This window comes from Nocardia sp. NPDC056952 (assembly GCF_042674185.1).
Classification (GTDB): domain Bacteria; phylum Actinomycetota; class Actinomycetes; order Mycobacteriales; family Mycobacteriaceae; genus Nocardia.
The window spans coordinates 723,332-742,567 of sequence record NZ_JBHURA010000002.1; the positions used below are offsets into that span (position 1 = coordinate 723,332).

Sequence of the window (19,236 nt, forward strand, 5' to 3'; positions counted from 1 at the left end):
CCCGCGACGTATTCTCGAACTGATGAACGAGTCGACCCGCACCGGCGCGGACCTCGGATGACCGAGGTCGGTTCTGCGCTGCGCGCGGCACGAACGGCGGCGGGAATCAGTCTGCAGGGCATGTCCGCGCGCACGAACTATTCGAAGCCGTACCTGGGCCAGCTCGAGACCGGCGCCCGGATGGTGCGCGCCGAACACGTGGCCGCGTACGCGTCGGCGCTGCACACTCCGCTGGATCATCTGCGCGACCGGCTCACCGTCGATTCGGTCAGCGAACTCGACGATCTGCCCACGCAGCTGTCGTCGCTGCTGCTGCCGCCCGTGGCGCACTCGCGCGGCGATCACCCCACCTTCGCCGCGACGGAGCTGGCGGACGCCGAGCAGCTCGCCACCTGGGCGCGCGCCCGGCAGTGGGACGACGGACCGGCGCCGCGCCGCGCGGTGACGGCCTGGCTGTCGGTGAATCTGCCGCGTTTGCAGCAGCTCTCGGCCGGGGGCGGGCATGGCCGCGCCTTCCGGGCCGGTGCCGAGCTGGCCGATATCGCGGCCGCCATGAGCTGGGACGTGGAAGACGTCGTCGCCGGTCGCCGGTACTCGGTCGCCGCGGCACGGCTCTCGCATGCCGCGGGCGAGGAGGTGCTCACCGCCGCGATCCTCGCCGAGGCATCCTGGCAGCTCCTCGACAGCGGCAGGCCGGCCGAAGGGCTCGAGGTGGCCCAGCTGGCCCAATATCTGGCGCGGCGTACCGCGACGCCCCTGCTCCGGGTCGCACTCGCCGAGTTGGAGGCATACGCGCACGGCATTCTCGGTGATCATGCCGCGTTCCAGCGTGCGATTGTCATCGCGGCGGAATGCCGTTGCGAAGCCGCCGGGACAGTGGCCGGTGACAGCGTTGCCGACCGGAGCCTCACCGCGGCCACCGTCGGCATGATTCTCGGACCGCGCCGGAATTGGCCGGGGCCAGGCCAGCAGTGGCGGCTGCTCGGCAACAGCTACCGTCACCTCATCGCTACCCGACCCGATCTGGCTCGCATCGGCTTCGGCGAGATGCACACGCCGCTGTCGCAGGATCTTGTGACACCGGCGACGGCCGCGATCTCCTCGGCACGCCTACAGCTGATGCTCGGCGAGCCCGAGCTGGCTGTCGACCACGTAGGTCTCGCCCTGTCGCTGTGCGGTCGACGACCGACGGGCCGGACCGCTGCCCGGCTGTTGGACTTCCTGCACGAGTCGACCGAGTTCGCCGAGGTCTCGAGGGTCGGCGAGGTCCGCACCAGCATTCGCGAGCTGGTCGCACGCTGAGTTCGCGCTCGACCGTCGGCAGGTTCTCAGCCCGTAGCCGTCACCCGCGCTGGGACATCAGCAGGCCGATGATCCCGGACTCCTGGCTCTGTGTGCTGATCATGTCGCGGGCCGCCTGTTCGACCGGGCCACCGGTGGATATTCCGTCGAACGTCTGCGCCATGGCGATGCCGCCCTGGTGATGGCGGTACATCAGACGCAGGAACATCGTCTCCGCGTCGGCGCCGTGTGCCTGCGTGAGCGCGTCGAGGTCGGCGCGAGTGGCCATGCCGGGCATGGTCATCGACGAGGACGCGGCGGTGTGGTGACCGGTGGGCATCCACGACATCGGGTGCGGGTTGGTCGGGGTCGCCGCGGCCAGCCGGAGCCAGCCGAGCATCATGCCGATCTCGAGGCGCTGGGCATCGGCGATCTGGTCGGCCAGCCGCCGCACGGTGGGATCGACATCGACGGCCAGGCGCTCGACCATGATGAGCGCCTGCTGGTGGTGACCCGTCATGTCCTGCACGAAGCCGATCTCGGTGGGCGTCAATACCGGTGTGACGGTGGCGGTCTCGGAGAAGCAGAGCGGTCGGATGGCCGCGCCGACCACCAGCAGCAGCAGTATCGTCGCCGCACCCGCGGCGCCGAGCAGCACCCGCCGGGTCATGAGCCGACCGTCGACCGCTGATCGGTGGGCGGGGTGTACACCTCGGGCGACAGTTCCAAGGTGAGCAACCCGTTGTCGGCGCAGGCGGCCCAGAGCTGGTTGCCGCGCCACTCGGGAGCGGAGAAGCACCAGTCGGTGGAGAGGTCACCGAAGGCCACGTCACCGGTGCGCGAACTCCGCGCCTGCTCGGGATCGAGAACGCCCGCGTCGACGGCCTGCATCACCGATTGCGCGCTGAGCAGCGGCACTCCGATGATCGAGGCGAGCGCGTGCGGGGAGTTCCACAGTTCGCTGTTCTGACCGGTACGCGCGGGCGGGTTGTAGTAGGCGATCTCGCGTACCCGGAGCGGGTCGCGGACGTCGAAAACCCGGATGCCGGAGGCGATCCAGCCACATGCGAGCGCGGTGGGGTTCACCGGGCGATCGGCGGAGCAGTAGTGGGCGTCGTAGGTGAAGATCGACCCACCCATCCCGGAGGCGAGCGCGCTGTCGCGATGTTGTTGCAGGTTGATCTCCAGCTTGATGGAGTTCACGATGCGCGGGTTGGTGTCGTCGGAGATGTCGATGAGTTTGACGCCGCCGGATCCGGCCTCGTCGGCGGTGAACAGGTAGGGTACGCCGTTGTAGGTAACGGGCACGTTCTGCTGCGTCGCCCAGCCATCGGTCCAGGTCAGCTGGGAGATGATCGGCACCTGCGGGTCGGGGTCGCGCCGCTGCACCGCACTGGTGTCGAGGACGGTGAGCCCGCCCATGTTGTTGGCCAGGTAGAGGCGGTTGCCGTCGGCGCGCAGGCCCATGCCGTGCATGGACTGCCCCGGCATGCCCTGCCAGATCACGCGGGGGTCGGCCGGATCGGTCAGGTCGACGGCGCTGACGATGCCGGGGATGACCCCCGATGCCCAGTAGGTGCGGCCGTCGGGGGAGAAGCCGCCCTCGTGCGCCGTGATCGGGACCGGCAGGCTCACGTCGGTGCCGGGTCCCGGGTTGAGCAGGCGCGGGTGCGCGCAGTCGGAGATGTCGTAGATCGAGATCAGTCCCGCTCCGGTGAACGCGGGAGCTCCGGTGCCGACCAGCAGCTTTCGCGCGGCGTTGACCTTGAGGCTCTCCCAGGTGCCCGCCAGCATCGCGGGTTCGGTGAGCGTGGCGGTGAGCACCGGGTTCGCCGGATCGGCGACGTCGATCACCTGCACGCCTTGCGCGGGACCGAGCAGGTTGCCGGGGAAGAAGCTGCCGAGGTAGACGCAGTGATCGAACTGCGTGGAGGTGATGCCGGCGCCGCGGCCCGCGTAGCCGCCGATGCGGCTGATGTTGCAGCGGTAGCCCTGGGTGCTGCGGCCGCTGTCGCGTTCGGTGGCGGGTACGTCGCCCTGGAGGCCCGGTTCGGGGATCGCGTCGCTCGCACAGCTCGCGCGGGCGACGGCGGTATCGGCGAGGCCGCGGTCCTCCTGAACGACGGCAGGCGAGTCCGGCTGCGCGGTGCCGACGGCGTTGGGGACCACGAGCACGGCCGCGACCGCGATCAGCAAACAGTAACGTGTTCTCATGGCTGACTCTCGTGCTCGGTGGCCAGGGTGACCAGTGCCGCCGCGGTCTGACGGCAGAAGCGCTCGCCGTCCTCGTCACCGCGGGTGAGCGCGCGCAGGAGGGTTGCGCCGCGCAGGAATTCGAAGATCAGGTCGGGATCGCAGGCCGGTTTGACCTGTCCGTTCGCGATCGCCGCGTCGATGGTCGCGCGGATGGCGACCCTGGCCAGGCCTTCGCCGCGTTCCCGCAGGCGCTGGTAGCTCTGTTCGTCGTCGTGGTAGGCCGAGAGCAGGCCGGGGATACCGGAGCGGGCCGCGGGATGGGTGGCCGCGGCGAAGAACAGTCGTGTCCAGGCCAGCAGGTCAGCGGCGATATCGCCGGTCGGCTGCGGGACGGTGCCGGTGTCGAGGGCGAAGATCGCGTCCTCGACGAGGTGGATCTTGTTGGGCCACCGGCGGTAGATCGAGGTGGCGACCACCCCGGCTCGGCGCGCCACGCCCTGGATGGTCGTGGCCTGGAAACCCTGCTCCACCAACAACTCCTGAGTGGCTCGCAGCACCTGCTCGTCCAGCTGTGGGTCGCGCGGTCGGCCGGGACCCTGTCGGGCCTCGCTCTTGTCGGTCACCGGTTGATTCCTCCTTCGACGTGGGCTGAGCGTAGCCGAGGTCGAGCGTTTTTCAAAAACGCTTCATGGTGTATTCGAATTAGCTAACTTGAAACGTGTTCTACACCCTCTCTCGAAGGAAAAGTCCATGCTGACTCCCCAGGACGAACTGCTCTGCCACCAACTGCCGACGACCTTCGACCACGTCGCCCAGAGCGATCTGCGCTGGACCGAACGCATCGTGCTCTACGGCTTCGACACCACCGGCCGGGTCAGCGTCATGACCGGCATGGCGCGCTACCCCAACCGCAATGTGATGGACGCCTACGCGATGGTCACCATCGACGGCACCGCGCACGTGGCGCGGCTCTCGCGCGAGATCAGCGGCAAGTACGACGACCTCGGCGCCTGGCAGATCGGCCCCTACCGCTACGAGATCACCGAGCCGCTGCGCGGCGTGCGCGCGACCCTCGGCGACAACGACCACGGCCTGCGCCTGGAACTGAACTTCGCCGGCCAGTTCCCCGCCTACGAGCAGGAACCCGCCTTCTTCCGTACCCGCGGCCGGGTCCGTGAGGACGCCCGCCGCTACTACCAGAACGGTGAGATCTCCGGGTGGCTCGAGGTCGACGGCGAACGCATCGAGGTCGATCCCAGCACGTGGTGGTTCGGCCGCGACCACTCGTGGGGCACCCGTCACGGCGGCGGTGGCGGCAGCCTCGGTGAGGGCGGCGGCCTGCAGCCCTCGGAGATCCCCGACGGCGTGCTGTACTTCATGGGCATCTTCCAGTTCGACGACGAGCTGGTGCATTTCGCGCAGCGCGAGACCGCCGACGGGCAGCGCTGGCACTTCGAAGGGTCGATCCAGCGCCCGATCGAGGCGGAAGTACCGACCGTGCCGATCGTCGGCGTGACCCATGACCTGAAGTTCCGTGACGACTTCCGGATCGTGTCGGAGGGCTCGTTCACCACCGACGCCGCCGACGGCAGCGTGCGCACCTTCGCCGTCACCGCACTGCACGATTTCTGGCCCGGTCTGGCCGGCTACGACATGTATCGCGGCTACGCGTCGGGGATCTGGAAGGGTGAGTCCTACAGCGACGGCTACACCGTGGATCTGTCCGACACCGCCGAATTGCGCCCGGTGAGCATGCTCACCGAGACTTTCGTCGAGGTCGAGTCCAGCGACGGCAAGGTGGGCTACGGCCTGGTCGAGATGGTGTTCATGGGCCGCAATGCCCGGTACGGGTACGAGGGGTACTGATGACTACTCGCCCCACCGCCGAGGACCTGCCGAGCGCTGTCGTTCCCGTGTTGCGCCACGGTTTTCCCGACGCCGAGTCGGCGCGGGTGACGAACTGGTCCGCCAGCCCGCGCGGTCTCGCCACCGAGACCTTCCTGTTCGACCTCGAACGCGCGGACACCGAGCCGGTCTCGCTGGTGCTGCGCCGCCCGCCCGAGGTGGCGCTGTTCCCCGACTACGACCTGCTGCGTCAGGTCCTGGTCATGCGCCGCCTGGCCGATACTCCGATCGCCGTTCCGGCGGTGCGGTGGCTCGAACGCGACGACACCACGCTGGGTAGCCCGTACTTCGTCATGGACCGCATCGACGGCTCCGCCCCTGGCGACCTGCCGTCCTATCACTCGGCGGGTCTGTACTTCGACGCCGAACCCGCCGATCGCGCCACGATGTGGTGGGGCTGCGTCGACACCATCGCCGAGATCCACCAACTCGACTGGCGCACACTGAACTTGGACTTCCTGTCCTTCCCGAAGTTCGGCGCGGCACCGCTGGAGCAGATGATCGGCTACGTCGATTCGGCGCTGGCCTGGGCGACCACCACCCAGCCGCCCGCGCTGCGGCGGGCCGTCGAATGGCTGCGCGTCAACCTCTACGAACCCGAACACATCACCCTCTGCTGGGGCGACGCGCGTATGTCGAACATCCTCTACGACACCGAATTCCGCGTCGCGGGGGTGCTCGACTGGGAGATCGCCTACATCGGCGACCACGAGGCGGATCTCGCCTGGATGCTGTTCCTGGACTGGGCCTGCTCGGAATTCCAGGGAACCGAACGGCTTCCGGGTACTCCCACCCGCGAGGAGTCGATCGCCCGCTACGAGGAACGCAGCGGCATGAAGGTCCGCAACCTGCGCTACAACGAGGTGCTGGCCGCCGTCCTGCTCAGTATTCCGTTGCTGCGCATGGCCCATCGCCTGAACTTGCCGCCGGACATCGACATCACCGCATTCTGCACCCAGCGGGTAGGGGAGTTGCTCGGCGACGAGTAGAAACGGTGCCGACTCGAACACGGGTCCGCACGATTCGTGTTCGAGCGGCGATCAGGTGAGCACGCGCTGGTGGCGGTCCTGGTCGAAGGTGGGCAGGGGAGCGCCGGTGCGCAGCACGCGGGCGATCGCGGGCTCGGCGAGATGCAGGCGGCCGATGGCCACCAGGTCGAATTCGCCGTCGGCGAGCCGTCGGTAGAGGCCGTCGAGCGCGGCCGGTTCGGGAACGCCCTGCTCGTGTAGCGATGTGCTCAGTCCGACGCTGCCGACAGCCATGCTGTACGCGCCGGTCAGCTTCTTGGCCCAGCCCGCCAAAGTCAGGTCGCTGCCGTCGAAGGCGGGTCGGTCGAAAAACCTGCTGCTGGCGTCGAATACATCCACACCGGCCTCCGCCAGGGCGGTGAGGATCTGTCCGAGTTCGTCGGGATTCTCGGCGATGCGTGCGCCGTAGTCCTGCTGTTTGTGCTGGGAGAAGCGGTAGAAGATCGGCAGTCGCGGACCTATTTCCCGGCGGATCGCGCGCACGACCTCGACCGGGAAATTGACGCGTCTGCCCAGATCGCCGCCCCAGTGGTCGGTGCGTTGATTGGTGGCTTCCCAGACGAACGCGTCGAGGAGATAGCCGTGGCCGGCGTGGATGGCGATACCGTCGAAACCGACCGCCACCGCGTTGCGGGCCGAGCGTACGTAGGCGGCGATCACATCCTCGATGTCGTGTTCGGTCATGGGGGCGGTCGGTGTGCTCACCGTCGACAGGTAGCGCTGGGAGTACGTCGTGCGCCCGACCCGGCCCCACAGTCCCGAGGGGCGCAGGGGTGTGAGCACCGGGTCCACACGAGCCATCGCGCCCCACAGCGGGCCGACGTGCCACAGTTGCGGCACGATCTTGCCGCCTGCGCCGTGGACGCCGTCGACCACGCGACGCCATCCGGACAGGGCTGATTCACCGTGTAGCCGAGGCACTTTCGTGCTGTCGACCGCCGTCGGATGATCGATCGCGACGCCTTCGGTGATGATCAGCCCGGTGCCGCCCTCGGCGCGCCTGCGGTAGTAGGCGGCGACGTCGTCTCCGGGTGTGCCGCCGGGGGAGTGCTGCCGGGTCATCGGCGACATGACGATCCGGTTCGGCACTGTCAACGGCCCGATTCGCAGGGGAGTGAACAGGGCGTCGGCGGCGGTCATGCACCCACGCTCTCAGTGTTGGCGGCCCCGGGCAATCGGCAGGCTCGCTGAGCGGCATCGTGAATTATGTAACAGGTTACTATGTAATGATGCCCTCGGAACCCTCGCCTCGCCCCGGCAGGCCCCGCGACGCCGACAAAGACCTCGCGGTACTCATCGCCGCCAGGCAGTTGCTCGCCGAGGTCGGCTACGCGCAGGCGACGGTCGTCGCGATCGCCAAGCGCGCCGGGGTCAACACCCCCGCCATCTATCGCCGGTGGCCGACTCGTCAAGCGCTGCTCGAAGAGGCTGTTCACGGCCCCGGTGGGCACTCGCTGCCGGAGCCGACCGGCGATCTCCGGGCCGATCTGGCGACCTGGGTGCGCATCTTCCTGGCTCGCGCCGACAGTCCCGCCGCCCGTGCGGGCGTGCCGGGCCTGCTCGCCGATTCGCAGACCGAGGAGGCTCGCCGCAGGTTGCTCGCGATCGGCACGCCCGTGCGTAAGGCCTTCGCCGAGTTGCTGGGTAGCGCGGTCGACGACGGCCGGATCGCCCCCGGCGCCGATGTGGACCTGATCTTCGAGATCCTCTCGGGTACCACGACATTCCATGCGCTGCTGCGTGACGCCGAGGAGGGTGAAGCCTTCGTCGCGCGCCTGGCCGACGCGCTGTATGTCCTGGCGTCCGCGGGGCGCTGAGGCGGCTGATCACCATGACTCGGGCCACGTTCCAATAACGTTACATGCTAGTATGTAATTGTGAGTCGAAAGCCCTGTGGAGTGCGCGCATGAAGGTCGACCTGCAGTTGGACGCGCGCCCGGAGCAGGTGATCGCGCGGTCTGCCGAGTTGATCACCTGTGGGGTCGACGGCCTGTTCACCTTCGAAGGCGCCCACGATGTCTTCCTCCCGCTGACCCTGGCCGCCGCGGGCCCCGAGCCGGTCGACCTGATGACGAACGTCGCCATCGCCCTTCCGCGTAGCCCGGTCCACCTGGCGCACGCCGCCTACGACCTGCACCTGCTCAGCGGTGGCCGGTTCCGCCTCGGGCTCGGTTCGCAGACCCGCGCGCACATCGAAAAGCGGTACGGCGGTGAGTGGTCGCGTCCGGCCGCGCGCATGCGGGACATGGTGCTCGCCATCAAAGCCGTGCTCGGCTCCTGGCAGGAGGGCACCCCGCTGCGCTACGACGGCCAGTTCACCCGGCACACCCTGATGCCGCCGACCTTCGATCCCGGCCCGAATCCCTGTGGGCTGCCGCAGATCTGCCTCGGCGCGCTCGGCCCGATCATGACCAGGACCGCGGCCGAAGTGGCCGACGGGCTGCTGGTCATGCCGTTCAACAGCGCCCGGCATTTCACCGAACACACCATGCCCGCCATCGAGGAGGGGCTCGACCGCGCCGGGCGCGATGCCGCCGATCTGCACATCTATCCACAGGTGATCGTCGCGATGGGTCGCACGCCGGGTGAGCTGGCGGCCGCGGCCGTCGGTGCGCGTCGGCTGCTCGGCTTCTACGGGTCGACGCCCGCGTACCGCGCGGTCCTCGACGCCGAGGGCTGGGGTGAGCTGCAACCGGAATTGAACGCGCTGTCCAAGCGCGGCGAGGTCGCGGCGATGACCGACCTCATCGATCAGACGATGCTCGACACCTTGGCTGTGCACGGGACACCGGAGCAGTGCGCCGCGGCGATCATCGAACGCTTCGGTGCGTACGCCGACCGGATCTGTTGCTATTTCCCGGGTTACGACGTCTCCGACGAGTACATCAAGGACCTCGTCACCGCATTGCAGGTGCCGTGAGCATCCGGATCGAGGTCACCGACGGTGTCGCGGTGCTGACGCTGGATCGGCCCGAACGCCGCAACGCCTTCACGGGCGCGATGGGCCGGGCGATCGGCACGGCCTACCGCGACCTGGACGCCGACGACGCGGTGCGCGTCATCGTGCTCACCGGCGCGCCTCCGGCATTCTGCGCCGGCGCGGACATCGGCGGGGGTGACAGAACCTTCGACAAGCCCGACAGCGCGACGTTTTCCGCGTCTCCCGTCGACCCGCCCGCCTTCGCCCTGCGCAAACCGGTGATCGCCGCGGTGAACGGGCACGCGATCGGCATCGGCCTGACCATCGCCATGCAGGCCGACATTCGCATCGTCGCCGAGGACGCGCGCTACGCCATTCCCCAAGTGCGGCTGGGTGTTCTGCCCGACGCGATGGCACATTGGACGGTGGCCAAGGTCGCCGGAATATCGGTCGCGGCCGACATCCTCCTGTCGGGTCGGACCTTCGACGGTCACGAAGCGGTCCGGCTCGGGCTCGCCGGCCGGTGTCTCCCGGGGGTCGAGGTATTGCCCGCGGCCCTCGCGATGGCGCGCGATATGGCGGTGAATGTGGCACCGATGTCTGCCGCTCTCAGTAAGAGGCTGTTGTGGGACACCGCGATCCACGGCTACGAACCCGCCCGGGTCGCCGAACTGGAAACCGAGTCGCACCTGCGTGTCATGGGTGGACCCGATGCGGGCGAGGGCATGCGTGCCCGTGCCGATCGGCGCCGACCGGTCTGGTCGGCGCGGTTGTCGCGCGATTGGCGGGGATTCCGGCCACCGATGTGATAGCCGCCTTCGCCCGCGAATCGTCGCGCGGCGGGTGCTGAGCCTGTTTCGCGAGTCGGTCGACCGCGGTTGCGCCGCAATCGGTTTCAGCGCCGGGTGTCGGCCTCGCGTTGCCGCCACTGGCGGGGGCTGACCCCGTACTTCGCGCTGAACCACCGCGAGAAGTTGCTCACCGACGAAAAGCCGAGCAGGTCACCTACTTCGGTGAGGGAGTGGCGGCGGTTGGCCACCATCCGCTCGGCCAGTGCCCCGCGGATCTCGTCCACCATCGAGGTGAACGTGGTGCCGTCCTGGGCGAGCTTGCGGTGGACCGTGCGCCGGTCGACCCCGAGGCTGCGCGCCACCTGGTCGACGGTGCACCGGCCCGTCGGCAACAGTAGTTCGACGAGTTCGCGGACCCGGTCGGCGACCGTGGCCTCCCGCGAGGGCGCCATCGCGCCGAGCAACTGCTGCGCGTAGGCGTGCAGCAGCGGATCGGCCATCGCGTTCTCCGCGTCGAGATCGCTGCTGTAAGTGAGGATTCCGTCGAAATCCTGATCGAACTCGACATGCGGGCCGAACATCTTGAGGTAGGTGTTGCGGTCGCGCGGGGCGGGGTGGGAGAAGCACACCTGCATCGGCCGCCAGGTGGGTCCGACGAAACCGCGGAGCAATCCGTGCAGCACCCCGGTGGTGAGTTCGACGGCCTGCCGCACGGGCACCGCTCGGCCGACGTCCACGCTCACCCGAATGGTGGCCATGCCGTTCGCCTCGATGACCTCGGTGTGCAGCGCCTCGTTGTACATGTGCTCGTGGCGCGACAGCAGCCGCAGCGCGCTGCGCACGTCCGGTTCCTCGCGGATGACCAGGCTCAACGGGCCGAGGTTGGAGAAGCGGCGAAGCTGCGCCAACCGCACACCGAAGTCCTCGCGGCCGGATTCGGCGGCCGAGCGTTCCAGTAGTTCGGCGACGGCTTCGGCCGGAATCCAGCGGTCCTGCGTGCCGAAACCGGCCGGGTCGAGTCCGCAATCGCGGATCAGCCGGGCCGGTTCGAGCCCGAGCGAGCGCGCCAGTTCGACGTAGTCGTTCAGTGACGCGTACCTGGACAACGGCTTCATCCGACACCTCCTCGCTGTCCCGAAATGAATAGTTTTCTGTCCCGTGAGGGCAAATATCCCGGTGTGACCCACCCTACAGTTAGCTGCATCACACAGGAGGAGATGGCAGTGGCACACGCAATTCGATTCGCTGAAACCGGTGGTCCCGACGTGCTGCGGTGGGAGTCCACCGAGGTCGGTGAGCCGGGGCCGGGCCAGGTCCGGATCCGGCACGAGGCGGTCGGTCTCAACTTCGCCGACACGTATTTCCGCACCGGCCTGTACCCGGCAGCGTTGCCGGCGGGCCTCGGCGTGGAGGGGGCGGGCGTCATCGAAGCCGTCGGCCCCGGCGTCGACTTCGCGCCCGGTGACCGCGTCACCTATACCGGCAGCCCGCTCGGCGCGTACAGCACCGAACGGATCATGCCCGCCGAGCACCTGATCGCCCTGCCCGACGCGATCGCGTTCGACACCGCGGCCGCGACCACCATGCGCGGCCTGACCACCGCCTATCTGTTGCGCCGCATCCATCCGCTGCGCGCGGGCGACACGGTGCTCCTGCACGCGGCGGCGGGTGGGGTCGGTCAGCTGTTCACCCAGTGGGCGAAACTGCTCGGGGTCAGTGTGATCGGCACCGTCTCCAGCGAGGAGAAGGCGGCGGTCGCCCGCGCCAACGGCTGCGACCACGTGGTGATCTACACCCGCGAGGACGTCGCGACCCGGGTCCGTGAAATCACCGGCGGCGCGGGTGTTCCCGTGGTCTACGACAGCATCGGCAAGACCACCTTCCAGTCCTCGATCGACTCCCTCGCCCGCCGCGGGCTGCTGGTGTGCTTCGGCACCGCCTCGGGTCCGGTGCCGCCGATCGAGCCGATGCAGCTGGCCGTGAAGGGCTCGCTGTTCGTCACCCGGCCCGCGCTCGCGGACTACATCGCCGACCCGGGCGAACGCGCCGAACTGGCCGGTGAACTGCACGACCACCTCACCGCGGGCCGCCTGCGGGTCGAGATCAATCAGCGCTACGAACTCCCGAACGCCGTCCAGGCGCATCGCGACCTCGAAGCGGGCCGCAGCGTCGGCGCGTCGGTCTTCGCGATCTGACGCGCCCACCGGAAAGGAACAAGCCAATGACCGTTCGAACCGCGATCCACGCGGTGCCGCTGACCGCGACCATCGGCGCGCAACTGCACGGGGTGAACCTCGCCGAGGTCGCCGTCGACGACGCCCTGTTCGCCGAACTGCGCACCCTGCTGCTGCGCCACAAGGTGCTCTTCGTCCGCGACCAGGACATCACCCGCGCCGAACACGTCGCCCTCGCTGAACGTTTCGGCCCGCTCGAGGACCACCCGGCTCTCGGCAGCGATCCCGACCACCCTGGTCTGGTCCGCATCTACAAGGACCTCGACAGTGCGCCCGAGCACTACGAGAACGCCTACCACTGCGATGCCACCTGGCGGGTCAATCCACCGATGGGCGCCGTGCTGCGCTGCGTGGAAACGCCGCCCGTCGGCGGCGACACCATCTGGGTGAACATGGTCGAGGCGTACAAGCGGCTGCCGCAGTCGGTGAAATCGCAGATCGCGCATCTGCGGGCCCGGCACAGTATCGAGGCGAGTTTCGGCGCCGCACTCACCGAGGAGAAGCGGCTCGCCCTGCACGAGCGCTTCCCCGACGCCGAACATCCGGTCGTGCGCATTCACCCGGACACCGGCGAGGACATTCTGTTCGTCAATTCCTTCACGACGCACCTGGTCAATTACCACACGCCGGAGAACATCCGATTCGGCGCCGACTACGCGCCGGGCGCGAGCGAACTCCTCAATTACCTGATGCGCCAGGCGAGTATCCCCGAGTATCAGGTGCGCTGGCGCTGGACCGAGAACAGCTTCGCGATCTGGGACAACCGGTGCACCCAGCACTACGCGGTCCAGGACTACTGGCCCGCCGTCCGCAAGATGGAACGTGCCGGGATCGTCGGCGACCGTCCCTTCTGACATTCCCTTTTTCGATAACCCCCGCAATTCCGATCGGAGTACCCCCATGCATTTTCACGACGACGCACTGTTCCCCGAGAACCAGGAAAAGCTGGTCATCACCGTCGCACCGTACGGCCCGGAATGGGAACTCGACGACTTCCGCGACGACCTGCCGCTGACCATGGACGAGCACGTCCAGGCGGCCGTGGACTGCTACGAAGCCGGCGCCACCGTGCTGCACATCCACGTGCGTGAACTCGACGGCAAGGGCTCCAAGCGCCTGTCGAAGTTCAACGAGCTGCTCGGCCGCCTGCGCGAGGCCGTGCCGGACATGATCCTGCAGGTCGGCGGCTCTATCTCGTTCTCGCCCGAAGGCGAAGGCGCCGACGCGAAATGGCTCACCGACGACGCCCGGCACCTGCTGGCCGAGCTCGATCCCAAGCCCGATCAGGTCACCATCGCGATCAACACCAGCCAGATGAACATCGTCGAGCTGATGACCGAGGACGACATCGCGGGCACCTCCTTCGAGCGGCCCGAGGTGTACGAGGCCTATCGCGAGATGTTCGTCCCGGCGGGTCCGACCTGGGTCGCCGAACACCTGAAGCGTTTGCAGGCCAACGGCATTCAGCCGCACTTCCAGCTGTCGAGCATCCCGCAGCTCGAGACCGTGGAGCGGCTGATCCGGCGCGGCGTCTACACCGGCCCGCTCATGCTGACCTGGGTCGGCATCGGCGGCGGCTTCGACGGCCCGAACCCCTACAACATGATGGAGTTCATCCGCCGGACCCCCGACGGCGCCGTGCTCACCCTGGAGACGCTGATGCGCAGCGTGCTGCCGGTGAACACGATGGCCATCGCCATGGGTCTGCACGCGCGCTGCGGCAACGAGGACACCCTGTGGGGCCGCAGGGGCGAGAAGATGACCTCGGTCCAGCAGGTGCGCCAGCTGGTCCGGATCGCGGGCGAACTCGGCCGTGAGGTCGCCACCGGCAAGGAAGCGCGCGAGATCTACAAACTCGACGAGCACTACGCCGACGCCGACGAGACGCTCGCCAAGCTCGGGTTCGCCCCGAATCGCCGGCCGGGCCAGGTCGGGTTCACCCACCACGCCTGACCCTTCCCCTTCTCGACAACCCGGTGGACGTCAGCGACGACGTCCACCGGTTCGCAGGAGCACCCATGGACCTCACCACCACCGCCGCGAAGCCCGCGCCGGCGCCGAGCCGTTCCTCGACCATCCGCCGCAACTACCCCTGGCTGGTGTTCGCACTGGCCTTCGGCCTGCTACTGGCCGACTACATGTCCCGACAAGTGTTGAGCGCGGTCTTTCCGTTCCTGAAAACCGAATGGACGCTGTCGGATTCGCAGCTGGCGTCACTGAGCAGCGTGGTCGCGCTGATGGTCGGGTTGCTCACCCTGCCACTGTCGGTGCTGGCCGACCGGTGGGGCCGGGTCAAGAGCCTGGTGCTGATGGCCGTGGTGTGGAGTATCGCGACGCTGGTGTGCGCACTGGCCGACAACTATCCGCAGATGCTGGCCGCGCGTTTCTTCGTCGGCGTCGGGGAGGCCGCCTACGGCAGCGTCGGTATCGCGCTGGTTCTCAGTGTGTTCGCCGCGCGGCGGCATGCCGCGCTGAGCGGCGCGTTCATGGCCGGTGGTTCGTTCGGATCGGTGCTCGGTGTCGCCGCGGGCGGTGTGATCGCCGTGCACCTGGGGTGGCGGTGGTCGTTCGCGACGATGGCGGTGTTCGGGCTCGTGCTGGCCGTGGCGTTCTGGGTGGTGGTCAAGGAGCGGCGCAACGCCGAACACGCGGCCGAACCCACTCCCGAAGTCGCCTTCCGCGCGCCGATTTCGACCCTGTTCACCAATCCGGCGGTGCTGTGCGCCTATGTCGGCAGCGGGTTGCAGATGTTCACCGCCGCGGTGCTGCTGTCGTGGATGCCCAGCTTCTTCAACCGCTACTACGGGCTGGCCCCGGACCGGGCCGCGGGTCTGGCGGCCGTGATCGTGACACTCGTCGGCACCGGCATGGTGGTGTGCGGGGTGATCACCGACCGGGTCGGACGTTCGGAGATGGCCCGCAAGTGGACCACCGCGATCGTGTTCTGCCTGATCTCGCTCGTCACCCTCGGCATCGGATTCAGCCTGAGTACCGGTGCGCCGCAACTGATTCTGCTCGGCATCGGCGCGTTCTTCGCCGGCGGCTCGGCCGGTCCTACCGTCGCCATGGTCGCCAACCTCACCCACCCTTCGGTTCGCGCCTCGGCGTTCGGCACTCTCACCCTCGCCAACAGTCTGCTCGGGCTGGCGCTCGGCCCGTTCGTCGTCGGCGTGCTCGCCGATCACCTCGGGTTGCAGAACGCGCTGCGTATCACCCCGGTGGTGTCGGTGCTCGCCATCGCCGCCCTGCTCCTCGGCCGTCGGATGTACCCGATCGGTCTGCGCAGACTCGCCACCGTCCACGCGGCCGCTCCGCACTGATTCCGTCGAAAAGGATTACCGCACAGATGAACTCCCTGAACGAACCCACCGTCGTGATCGTGCCCGGTCTGCGTGACCATGTCGCCGGCCACTGGCAGACGCTGCTCGCCGACACCCTCGACAAGGTGGCGATCGTGCCGCCGCTCGAGCGCGACGGGCTGAGCCTGGCCGCGCGGGTCGCCGCACTCGAGGCGGTGCTCGCCGAGATCGACGGCCCTGTCGTCCTGGTCGCGCACAGCGCGGGCGTGATGATCACCGTCCACTGGGCTCAGCAGTCCGACCGGCCGGTGCGCGGCGCGCTGCTCGCCACTCCGCCCGACTTCGAAACCCCGCTGCCACCGGGCTATCCGGCCGCCGAGGAACTGGCGGCCAACGGCTGGACGCCGATCCCGCGGCGGCAGTTGCCGTTCCCGAGCATCGTGGCCGCGAGCAGCACCGATCCCTTGGCCACGACGCGTCGCGTCGCGGGCATGGCCGAGGTGTGGGGGAGCAGGCTGGTCGACCTCGGCGATGTCGGCCATCTGAATCCGGCGGCGGGCTACGGTCCGTGGCCGCGCGCCGGAGAACTGCTCGACGAACTCCTCGACCTCACCGGGGAGCTCGCCCGATGACGACGGTGTTCGCCACGGCCGCCGCGGCGGTCGCCGATATCGGGTCCGGATCCTCGCTCGCCGTCGGCGGTTTCGGAGTGTGCGGCATTCCCGACGCGCTCATCGCCGCACTGGCGGCGGGCACGGCCGACGAGCTGGAGATCTTCTCCAACAACTGCGGCACCGACAGTCATGGGCTGGGGATCTTGCTGGCGCAGAAGCGCATCCGCCGGATCACCGCGTCCTATGTCGGGGAGAACGCCGAGTTCGCGCGCCAGTATCTGTCCGGTGAACTGGAAGTCGAACTGACACCGCAGGGCACCCTCGCCGAGAAACTGCGCGCGGGCGGGACCGGGATTCCGGCCTTCTTCACCGCGGCGGGTGTCGGGACGCCGGTTTCCGACGGGGGATTGCCGTGGCGGTACCGGTCCGACGGGTCCGTCGCGGTCGCCTCGCCCGCCAAAGAGGTCCGCACCTTCCACGGTCGCCGGTTCGTGCTCGAGGAATCCATCACCGCCGACTACGCGCTCGTGCACGCCCTGATCGGTGACACCGACGGAAACCTGGTGTTCAACAAGGCCGCCCGCAATTTCAACCCGCTCGCCGCGATGGCGGGCACGGTGTGTATCGCCCAGGTCGAGATGCTGGTGCCCGCCGGTTCGCTCGACCCGGCGCAGGTGCATCTGCCCGGCGTGTTCGTCGACCGGATCGTGCACACGGGACCGCAGACCAAACTCATCGAAAGGCGAACCGTGTCATGACCGCATCGACTGTGGCGCTCGGCTGGACGCGCACCGAGATGGCCGCCCGCGCCGCGCGGGAACTGCGGCCCGGCGAGTACGTCAACCTCGGTATCGGGCTGCCCACCCTGATCCCCAATTTCCTGCCCGAGGGTGTGGCGGTGACGCTGCATTCGGAGAACGGGATCCTCGGCACCGGTCCCTACCCCCACGACGACGACGTCGACGCCGACCTGATCAACGCGGGCAAGGAAACCGTCACCGTCGCCGACGGCGCCTCGTTCTTCGATTCGTCGCTCAGTTTCGGCATGATCCGTGGTGGCCACATCGACACCGCGGTCCTCGGCGGCATGCAGGTCTCGGCCGCGGGCGACCTCGCCAACTGGATGGTGCCGGGTCAGATGGTCAAAGGGATGGGCGGGGCGATGGACCTGGTCCACGGCGCCCGCCGCGTGCTCGTGGTGATGACCCACACCGACAAGGCGGGCACCCCGAAAATCGTGCCTACCTGCACCTTGCCGCTCACCGGGGCGGGCGTCGTGCATCGGATCATCACCGATTTGGCTGTCGTCGACGTCGAGCCGACGGGTCTGATCCTGCGCGAATGCGCACCGGGCGTGCGGGAGGAACACGTCCGCGCCGTTACCGCGGCACCGCTCAGGTCGGGCTGATCACCTTCTTGCGCAGGTGCCCGTAGACGACCGAGGTGCGGACGTTGGCCAGTTCCGGACGCGTTGTCAGCTTGTCCAGGACGACCCCGTGCAGATGGTCGGTGTCGCGGACGGCTACGTGCACGAGGAAATCGTCGTTGCCGGTGAGCACGAACAGCGAGATCACCTCGGGCATCTGCTCCAGGAACGCCTGGAAGCCCTCGATCACCGCGCGGGTCGGCGGGTGGACGCGCACGGCGATCACCGCCTGCAACCCGCGCCCGATCGCCGCGAGGTCCGCCTCCGCGTGGAACCCGGTCAGGATGCCGCGTTCGCGCAGCGATCTGATCCGCTCCAGACAGGTCGAGGGGGCGATGTCGAGCGCTTGGGCCATGTCGCGATTGGTGCGCCGACCATCCTGTTGCAGCATCCGTACCAACGCCGAATCTAGTTCGTCCACGCTCGCCTCTCTCTAGCAATTTCCGAATCTAGTTCGGAGTGTACGCATCGTCGCTGACTATATTGCTAGCGTCTCGCAGGTCAGCTGATTTTCGTTCGGCTGCGATACTTCGGAGAGAGGTGCCTTCCGGTGCGTGAACGAGGGCCGAGCGTGGGGGCGGTGGGCGCGGTGGTGGCGGCCGCACTGTTGTGGAGCAGTTCCTACGCGGTGACGAAAGTGCTGTTGGCCGACCTCGGCCCGCTCAGTATCGGGGCCGTCCGATTCACCGTGGCGGCGTTGCTGCTCGCCGCCATGGTGCGGCTGGACCGCCACCGCGGCGACCGGCCGGATGCCAGGCAGCGACGCCGGCTCTACCTGTGCGGATTGCTCGGCATCACCGTGTATTTCGCCCTCGAGAACGTCGGCGTGGATCTGTCCACAGCCTCCGACGCGGCTCTCATCGTGGCCACATACCCGCTGATGACGATGCTGCTGGAGCTGGCCGTCCTGCGTGTACGGCTGCCGCCGCTGCGGGTGGCGGGCGTGCTGCTGGCCACCGCCGGCGCCGTTCTCGTTGTCCACGACGGTGCCCGGATCGGCGGCAGCGCACGGTGGCTCGGCGACATCATCCTGCTGCTCGGCGGACTGGCCTGGGCGGGCTACAACGTGCTCGGCAAGCGGGCGAGCGCCGGACACAGCGCCCTGACCGTCACCTATTACCAGACCATGGCAGGGGCGGGCGGATTCCTCCTGATCGCGCTCCTGGAAGCCGACAGCTGGCGCATGCCGGACGTGACCACGTCGTCGCTGCTCGTCTACCTGGCCGTGGCGTGCTCGGTCGGCGGGTTCCTGCTCTACAACTACGGCCTGCGCAGGATGGCGCCGAGCGTCGCGGTGAACATCCTCAACCTGGTCCCGGTCTTCGGTGTGCTCAGCGCCGTGATCATCAACGGCGAACCGTTGCGGCTCGCCCAGGTGGCGGGCGGCGCGGTGATCGTCGCCGGCGTCGCACTGGGTTTGATCGAACGGCAATCGTCCTCCCCGGCCGAGCGGCCGAGCGAACTCACCGCGAGTCGTTGACAGTGGGTGGAGGTACTGCGGTTATCTGGAAGGGCCGTCACTCCCGCGAGCGCGGGAGTCGG

Annotated in this window: 20 protein-coding genes; 14 read left to right on the forward strand and 6 right to left on the reverse strand. The window is 68.4% G+C overall.

Going from position 1 to position 19,236, the window contains the following annotated elements:
- Positions 1-57: 57 nt before the first annotated feature.
- The gene (locus ACFTS5_RS10580) at positions 58-1,302 is read left to right on the forward strand and encodes a helix-turn-helix domain-containing protein (RefSeq protein ID WP_378629657.1); all 1,245 of its coding nucleotides are present in this window, start codon (positions 58-60) and stop codon (positions 1,300-1,302) included.
- 40 nt (positions 1,303-1,342) lie between these two features.
- Here ACFTS5_RS10580 and ACFTS5_RS10585 read toward each other — a convergent pair whose 3' ends face one another.
- From ACFTS5_RS10585 to ACFTS5_RS10595, 3 genes are read right to left on the reverse strand one after another with little or no spacing between them, the layout of a single operon-like run.
- Entirely contained in the window at positions 1,343-1,951 is a 609-nt protein-coding gene (locus ACFTS5_RS10585) for a DUF305 domain-containing protein (protein WP_378629658.1), read from the reverse strand.
- Positions 1,948-3,495 (reverse strand): LVIVD repeat-containing protein, encoded by a 1,548-nt coding sequence (locus ACFTS5_RS10590; protein ID WP_378629660.1) that lies wholly within the window; start codon positions 3,493-3,495, stop codon positions 1,948-1,950. The genes ACFTS5_RS10585 and ACFTS5_RS10590 overlap by 4 nt, the downstream gene beginning before the upstream one ends.
- The gene (locus ACFTS5_RS10595; RefSeq protein ID WP_378629661.1) at positions 3,492-4,100 is read right to left on the reverse strand and encodes a TetR/AcrR family transcriptional regulator; all 609 of its coding nucleotides are present in this window, start codon (positions 4,098-4,100) and stop codon (positions 3,492-3,494) included. The genes ACFTS5_RS10590 and ACFTS5_RS10595 overlap by 4 nt, the downstream gene beginning before the upstream one ends.
- Before the next feature lie 127 nt (positions 4,101-4,227).
- On the opposite strand from ACFTS5_RS10595, the gene ACFTS5_RS10600 reads away from it, so the two are divergent.
- The gene (locus tag ACFTS5_RS10600) at positions 4,228-5,343 is read left to right on the forward strand and encodes a hypothetical protein (protein WP_378629663.1); all 1,116 of its coding nucleotides are present in this window, start codon (positions 4,228-4,230) and stop codon (positions 5,341-5,343) included.
- Positions 5,343-6,371: a phosphotransferase family protein gene (locus tag ACFTS5_RS10605; RefSeq protein ID WP_378629665.1), complete on the forward strand. Its 1,029-nt coding sequence runs from the start codon at positions 5,343-5,345 to the stop codon at positions 6,369-6,371. Before ACFTS5_RS10600 ends, ACFTS5_RS10605 begins: the two co-directional genes overlap by 1 nt.
- 51 nt (positions 6,372-6,422) lie before the next feature.
- On the opposite strand, the gene ACFTS5_RS10610 is transcribed toward ACFTS5_RS10605, so the two are convergent.
- Positions 6,423-7,550, reverse strand: coding sequence for an NADH:flavin oxidoreductase (locus tag ACFTS5_RS10610; protein WP_378629666.1), 1,128 nt, complete (start codon positions 7,548-7,550; stop codon positions 6,423-6,425).
- Positions 7,551-7,639: 89 nt separating this feature from the next.
- Here ACFTS5_RS10610 and ACFTS5_RS10615 point away from each other — a divergent pair, with 89 nt between their 5' ends.
- The 3 genes from ACFTS5_RS10615 (at position 7,640) to ACFTS5_RS10625 (ending at position 10,139) form a co-directional block, all read left to right on the forward strand.
- A complete protein-coding gene (locus tag ACFTS5_RS10615) occupies positions 7,640-8,227 on the forward strand; it encodes a TetR/AcrR family transcriptional regulator (protein ID WP_378629669.1) in 588 nt (195 codons plus the stop codon).
- 89 nt (positions 8,228-8,316) lie between these two features.
- Complete coding sequence (locus ACFTS5_RS10620; protein WP_378629670.1) at positions 8,317-9,330, forward strand: TIGR03617 family F420-dependent LLM class oxidoreductase; 1,014 nt, start codon at positions 8,317-8,319, stop codon at positions 9,328-9,330.
- Positions 9,327-10,139, forward strand: coding sequence for an enoyl-CoA hydratase/isomerase family protein (locus tag ACFTS5_RS10625; protein WP_378629672.1), 813 nt, complete (start codon positions 9,327-9,329; stop codon positions 10,137-10,139). The genes ACFTS5_RS10620 and ACFTS5_RS10625 overlap by 4 nt, the downstream gene beginning before the upstream one ends.
- Before the next feature lie 86 nt (positions 10,140-10,225).
- Here ACFTS5_RS10625 and ACFTS5_RS10630 read toward each other — a convergent pair whose 3' ends face one another.
- A complete protein-coding gene (locus ACFTS5_RS10630; protein WP_378629673.1) occupies positions 10,226-11,236 on the reverse strand; it encodes an AraC family transcriptional regulator in 1,011 nt (336 codons plus the stop codon).
- 108 nt (positions 11,237-11,344) lie between these two features.
- On the opposite strand from ACFTS5_RS10630, the gene ACFTS5_RS10635 reads away from it, so the two are divergent.
- From ACFTS5_RS10635 to ACFTS5_RS10665, 7 genes are all read left to right on the forward strand, one after another.
- Positions 11,345-12,316, forward strand: coding sequence for a quinone oxidoreductase family protein (locus ACFTS5_RS10635; protein WP_378629675.1), 972 nt, complete (start codon positions 11,345-11,347; stop codon positions 12,314-12,316).
- 26 nt (positions 12,317-12,342) lie between these two features.
- The gene (locus ACFTS5_RS10640) at positions 12,343-13,209 is read left to right on the forward strand and encodes a TauD/TfdA dioxygenase family protein (protein WP_378629676.1); all 867 of its coding nucleotides are present in this window, start codon (positions 12,343-12,345) and stop codon (positions 13,207-13,209) included.
- A gap of 46 nt (positions 13,210-13,255) precedes the next feature.
- A complete protein-coding gene (locus tag ACFTS5_RS10645) occupies positions 13,256-14,308 on the forward strand; it encodes a 3-keto-5-aminohexanoate cleavage protein (RefSeq protein ID WP_378629678.1) in 1,053 nt (350 codons plus the stop codon).
- Between the two features lie 65 nt (positions 14,309-14,373).
- Positions 14,374-15,675, forward strand: a complete 1,302-nt coding sequence (locus ACFTS5_RS10650; RefSeq protein WP_378629679.1) for an MFS transporter — start codon at positions 14,374-14,376, stop codon at positions 15,673-15,675.
- 26 nt (positions 15,676-15,701) lie between these two features.
- Positions 15,702-16,286, forward strand: a complete 585-nt coding sequence (locus tag ACFTS5_RS10655) for an RBBP9/YdeN family alpha/beta hydrolase (RefSeq protein WP_378629681.1) — start codon at positions 15,702-15,704, stop codon at positions 16,284-16,286.
- On the forward strand, positions 16,283-17,026 hold the full coding sequence (locus ACFTS5_RS10660; RefSeq protein ID WP_378629682.1) for a CoA transferase subunit A: 744 nt from the start codon (positions 16,283-16,285) through the stop codon (positions 17,024-17,026). The genes ACFTS5_RS10655 and ACFTS5_RS10660 overlap by 4 nt, the downstream gene beginning before the upstream one ends.
- Positions 17,023-17,676, forward strand: a complete 654-nt coding sequence (locus tag ACFTS5_RS10665) for a CoA transferase subunit B (protein ID WP_378629684.1) — start codon at positions 17,023-17,025, stop codon at positions 17,674-17,676. The genes ACFTS5_RS10660 and ACFTS5_RS10665 overlap by 4 nt, the downstream gene beginning before the upstream one ends.
- On the opposite strand, the gene ACFTS5_RS10670 is transcribed toward ACFTS5_RS10665, so the two are convergent.
- The gene (locus ACFTS5_RS10670; RefSeq protein ID WP_378629686.1) at positions 17,663-18,115 is read right to left on the reverse strand and encodes an Lrp/AsnC family transcriptional regulator; all 453 of its coding nucleotides are present in this window, start codon (positions 18,113-18,115) and stop codon (positions 17,663-17,665) included. The genes ACFTS5_RS10665 and ACFTS5_RS10670 overlap by 14 nt on opposite strands.
- A gap of 129 nt (positions 18,116-18,244) precedes the next feature.
- On the opposite strand from ACFTS5_RS10670, the gene ACFTS5_RS10675 reads away from it, so the two are divergent.
- On the forward strand, positions 18,245-19,174 hold the full coding sequence (locus ACFTS5_RS10675) for a DMT family transporter (RefSeq protein WP_378629688.1): 930 nt from the start codon (positions 18,245-18,247) through the stop codon (positions 19,172-19,174).
- Positions 19,175-19,236: the final 62 nt, after the last annotated feature.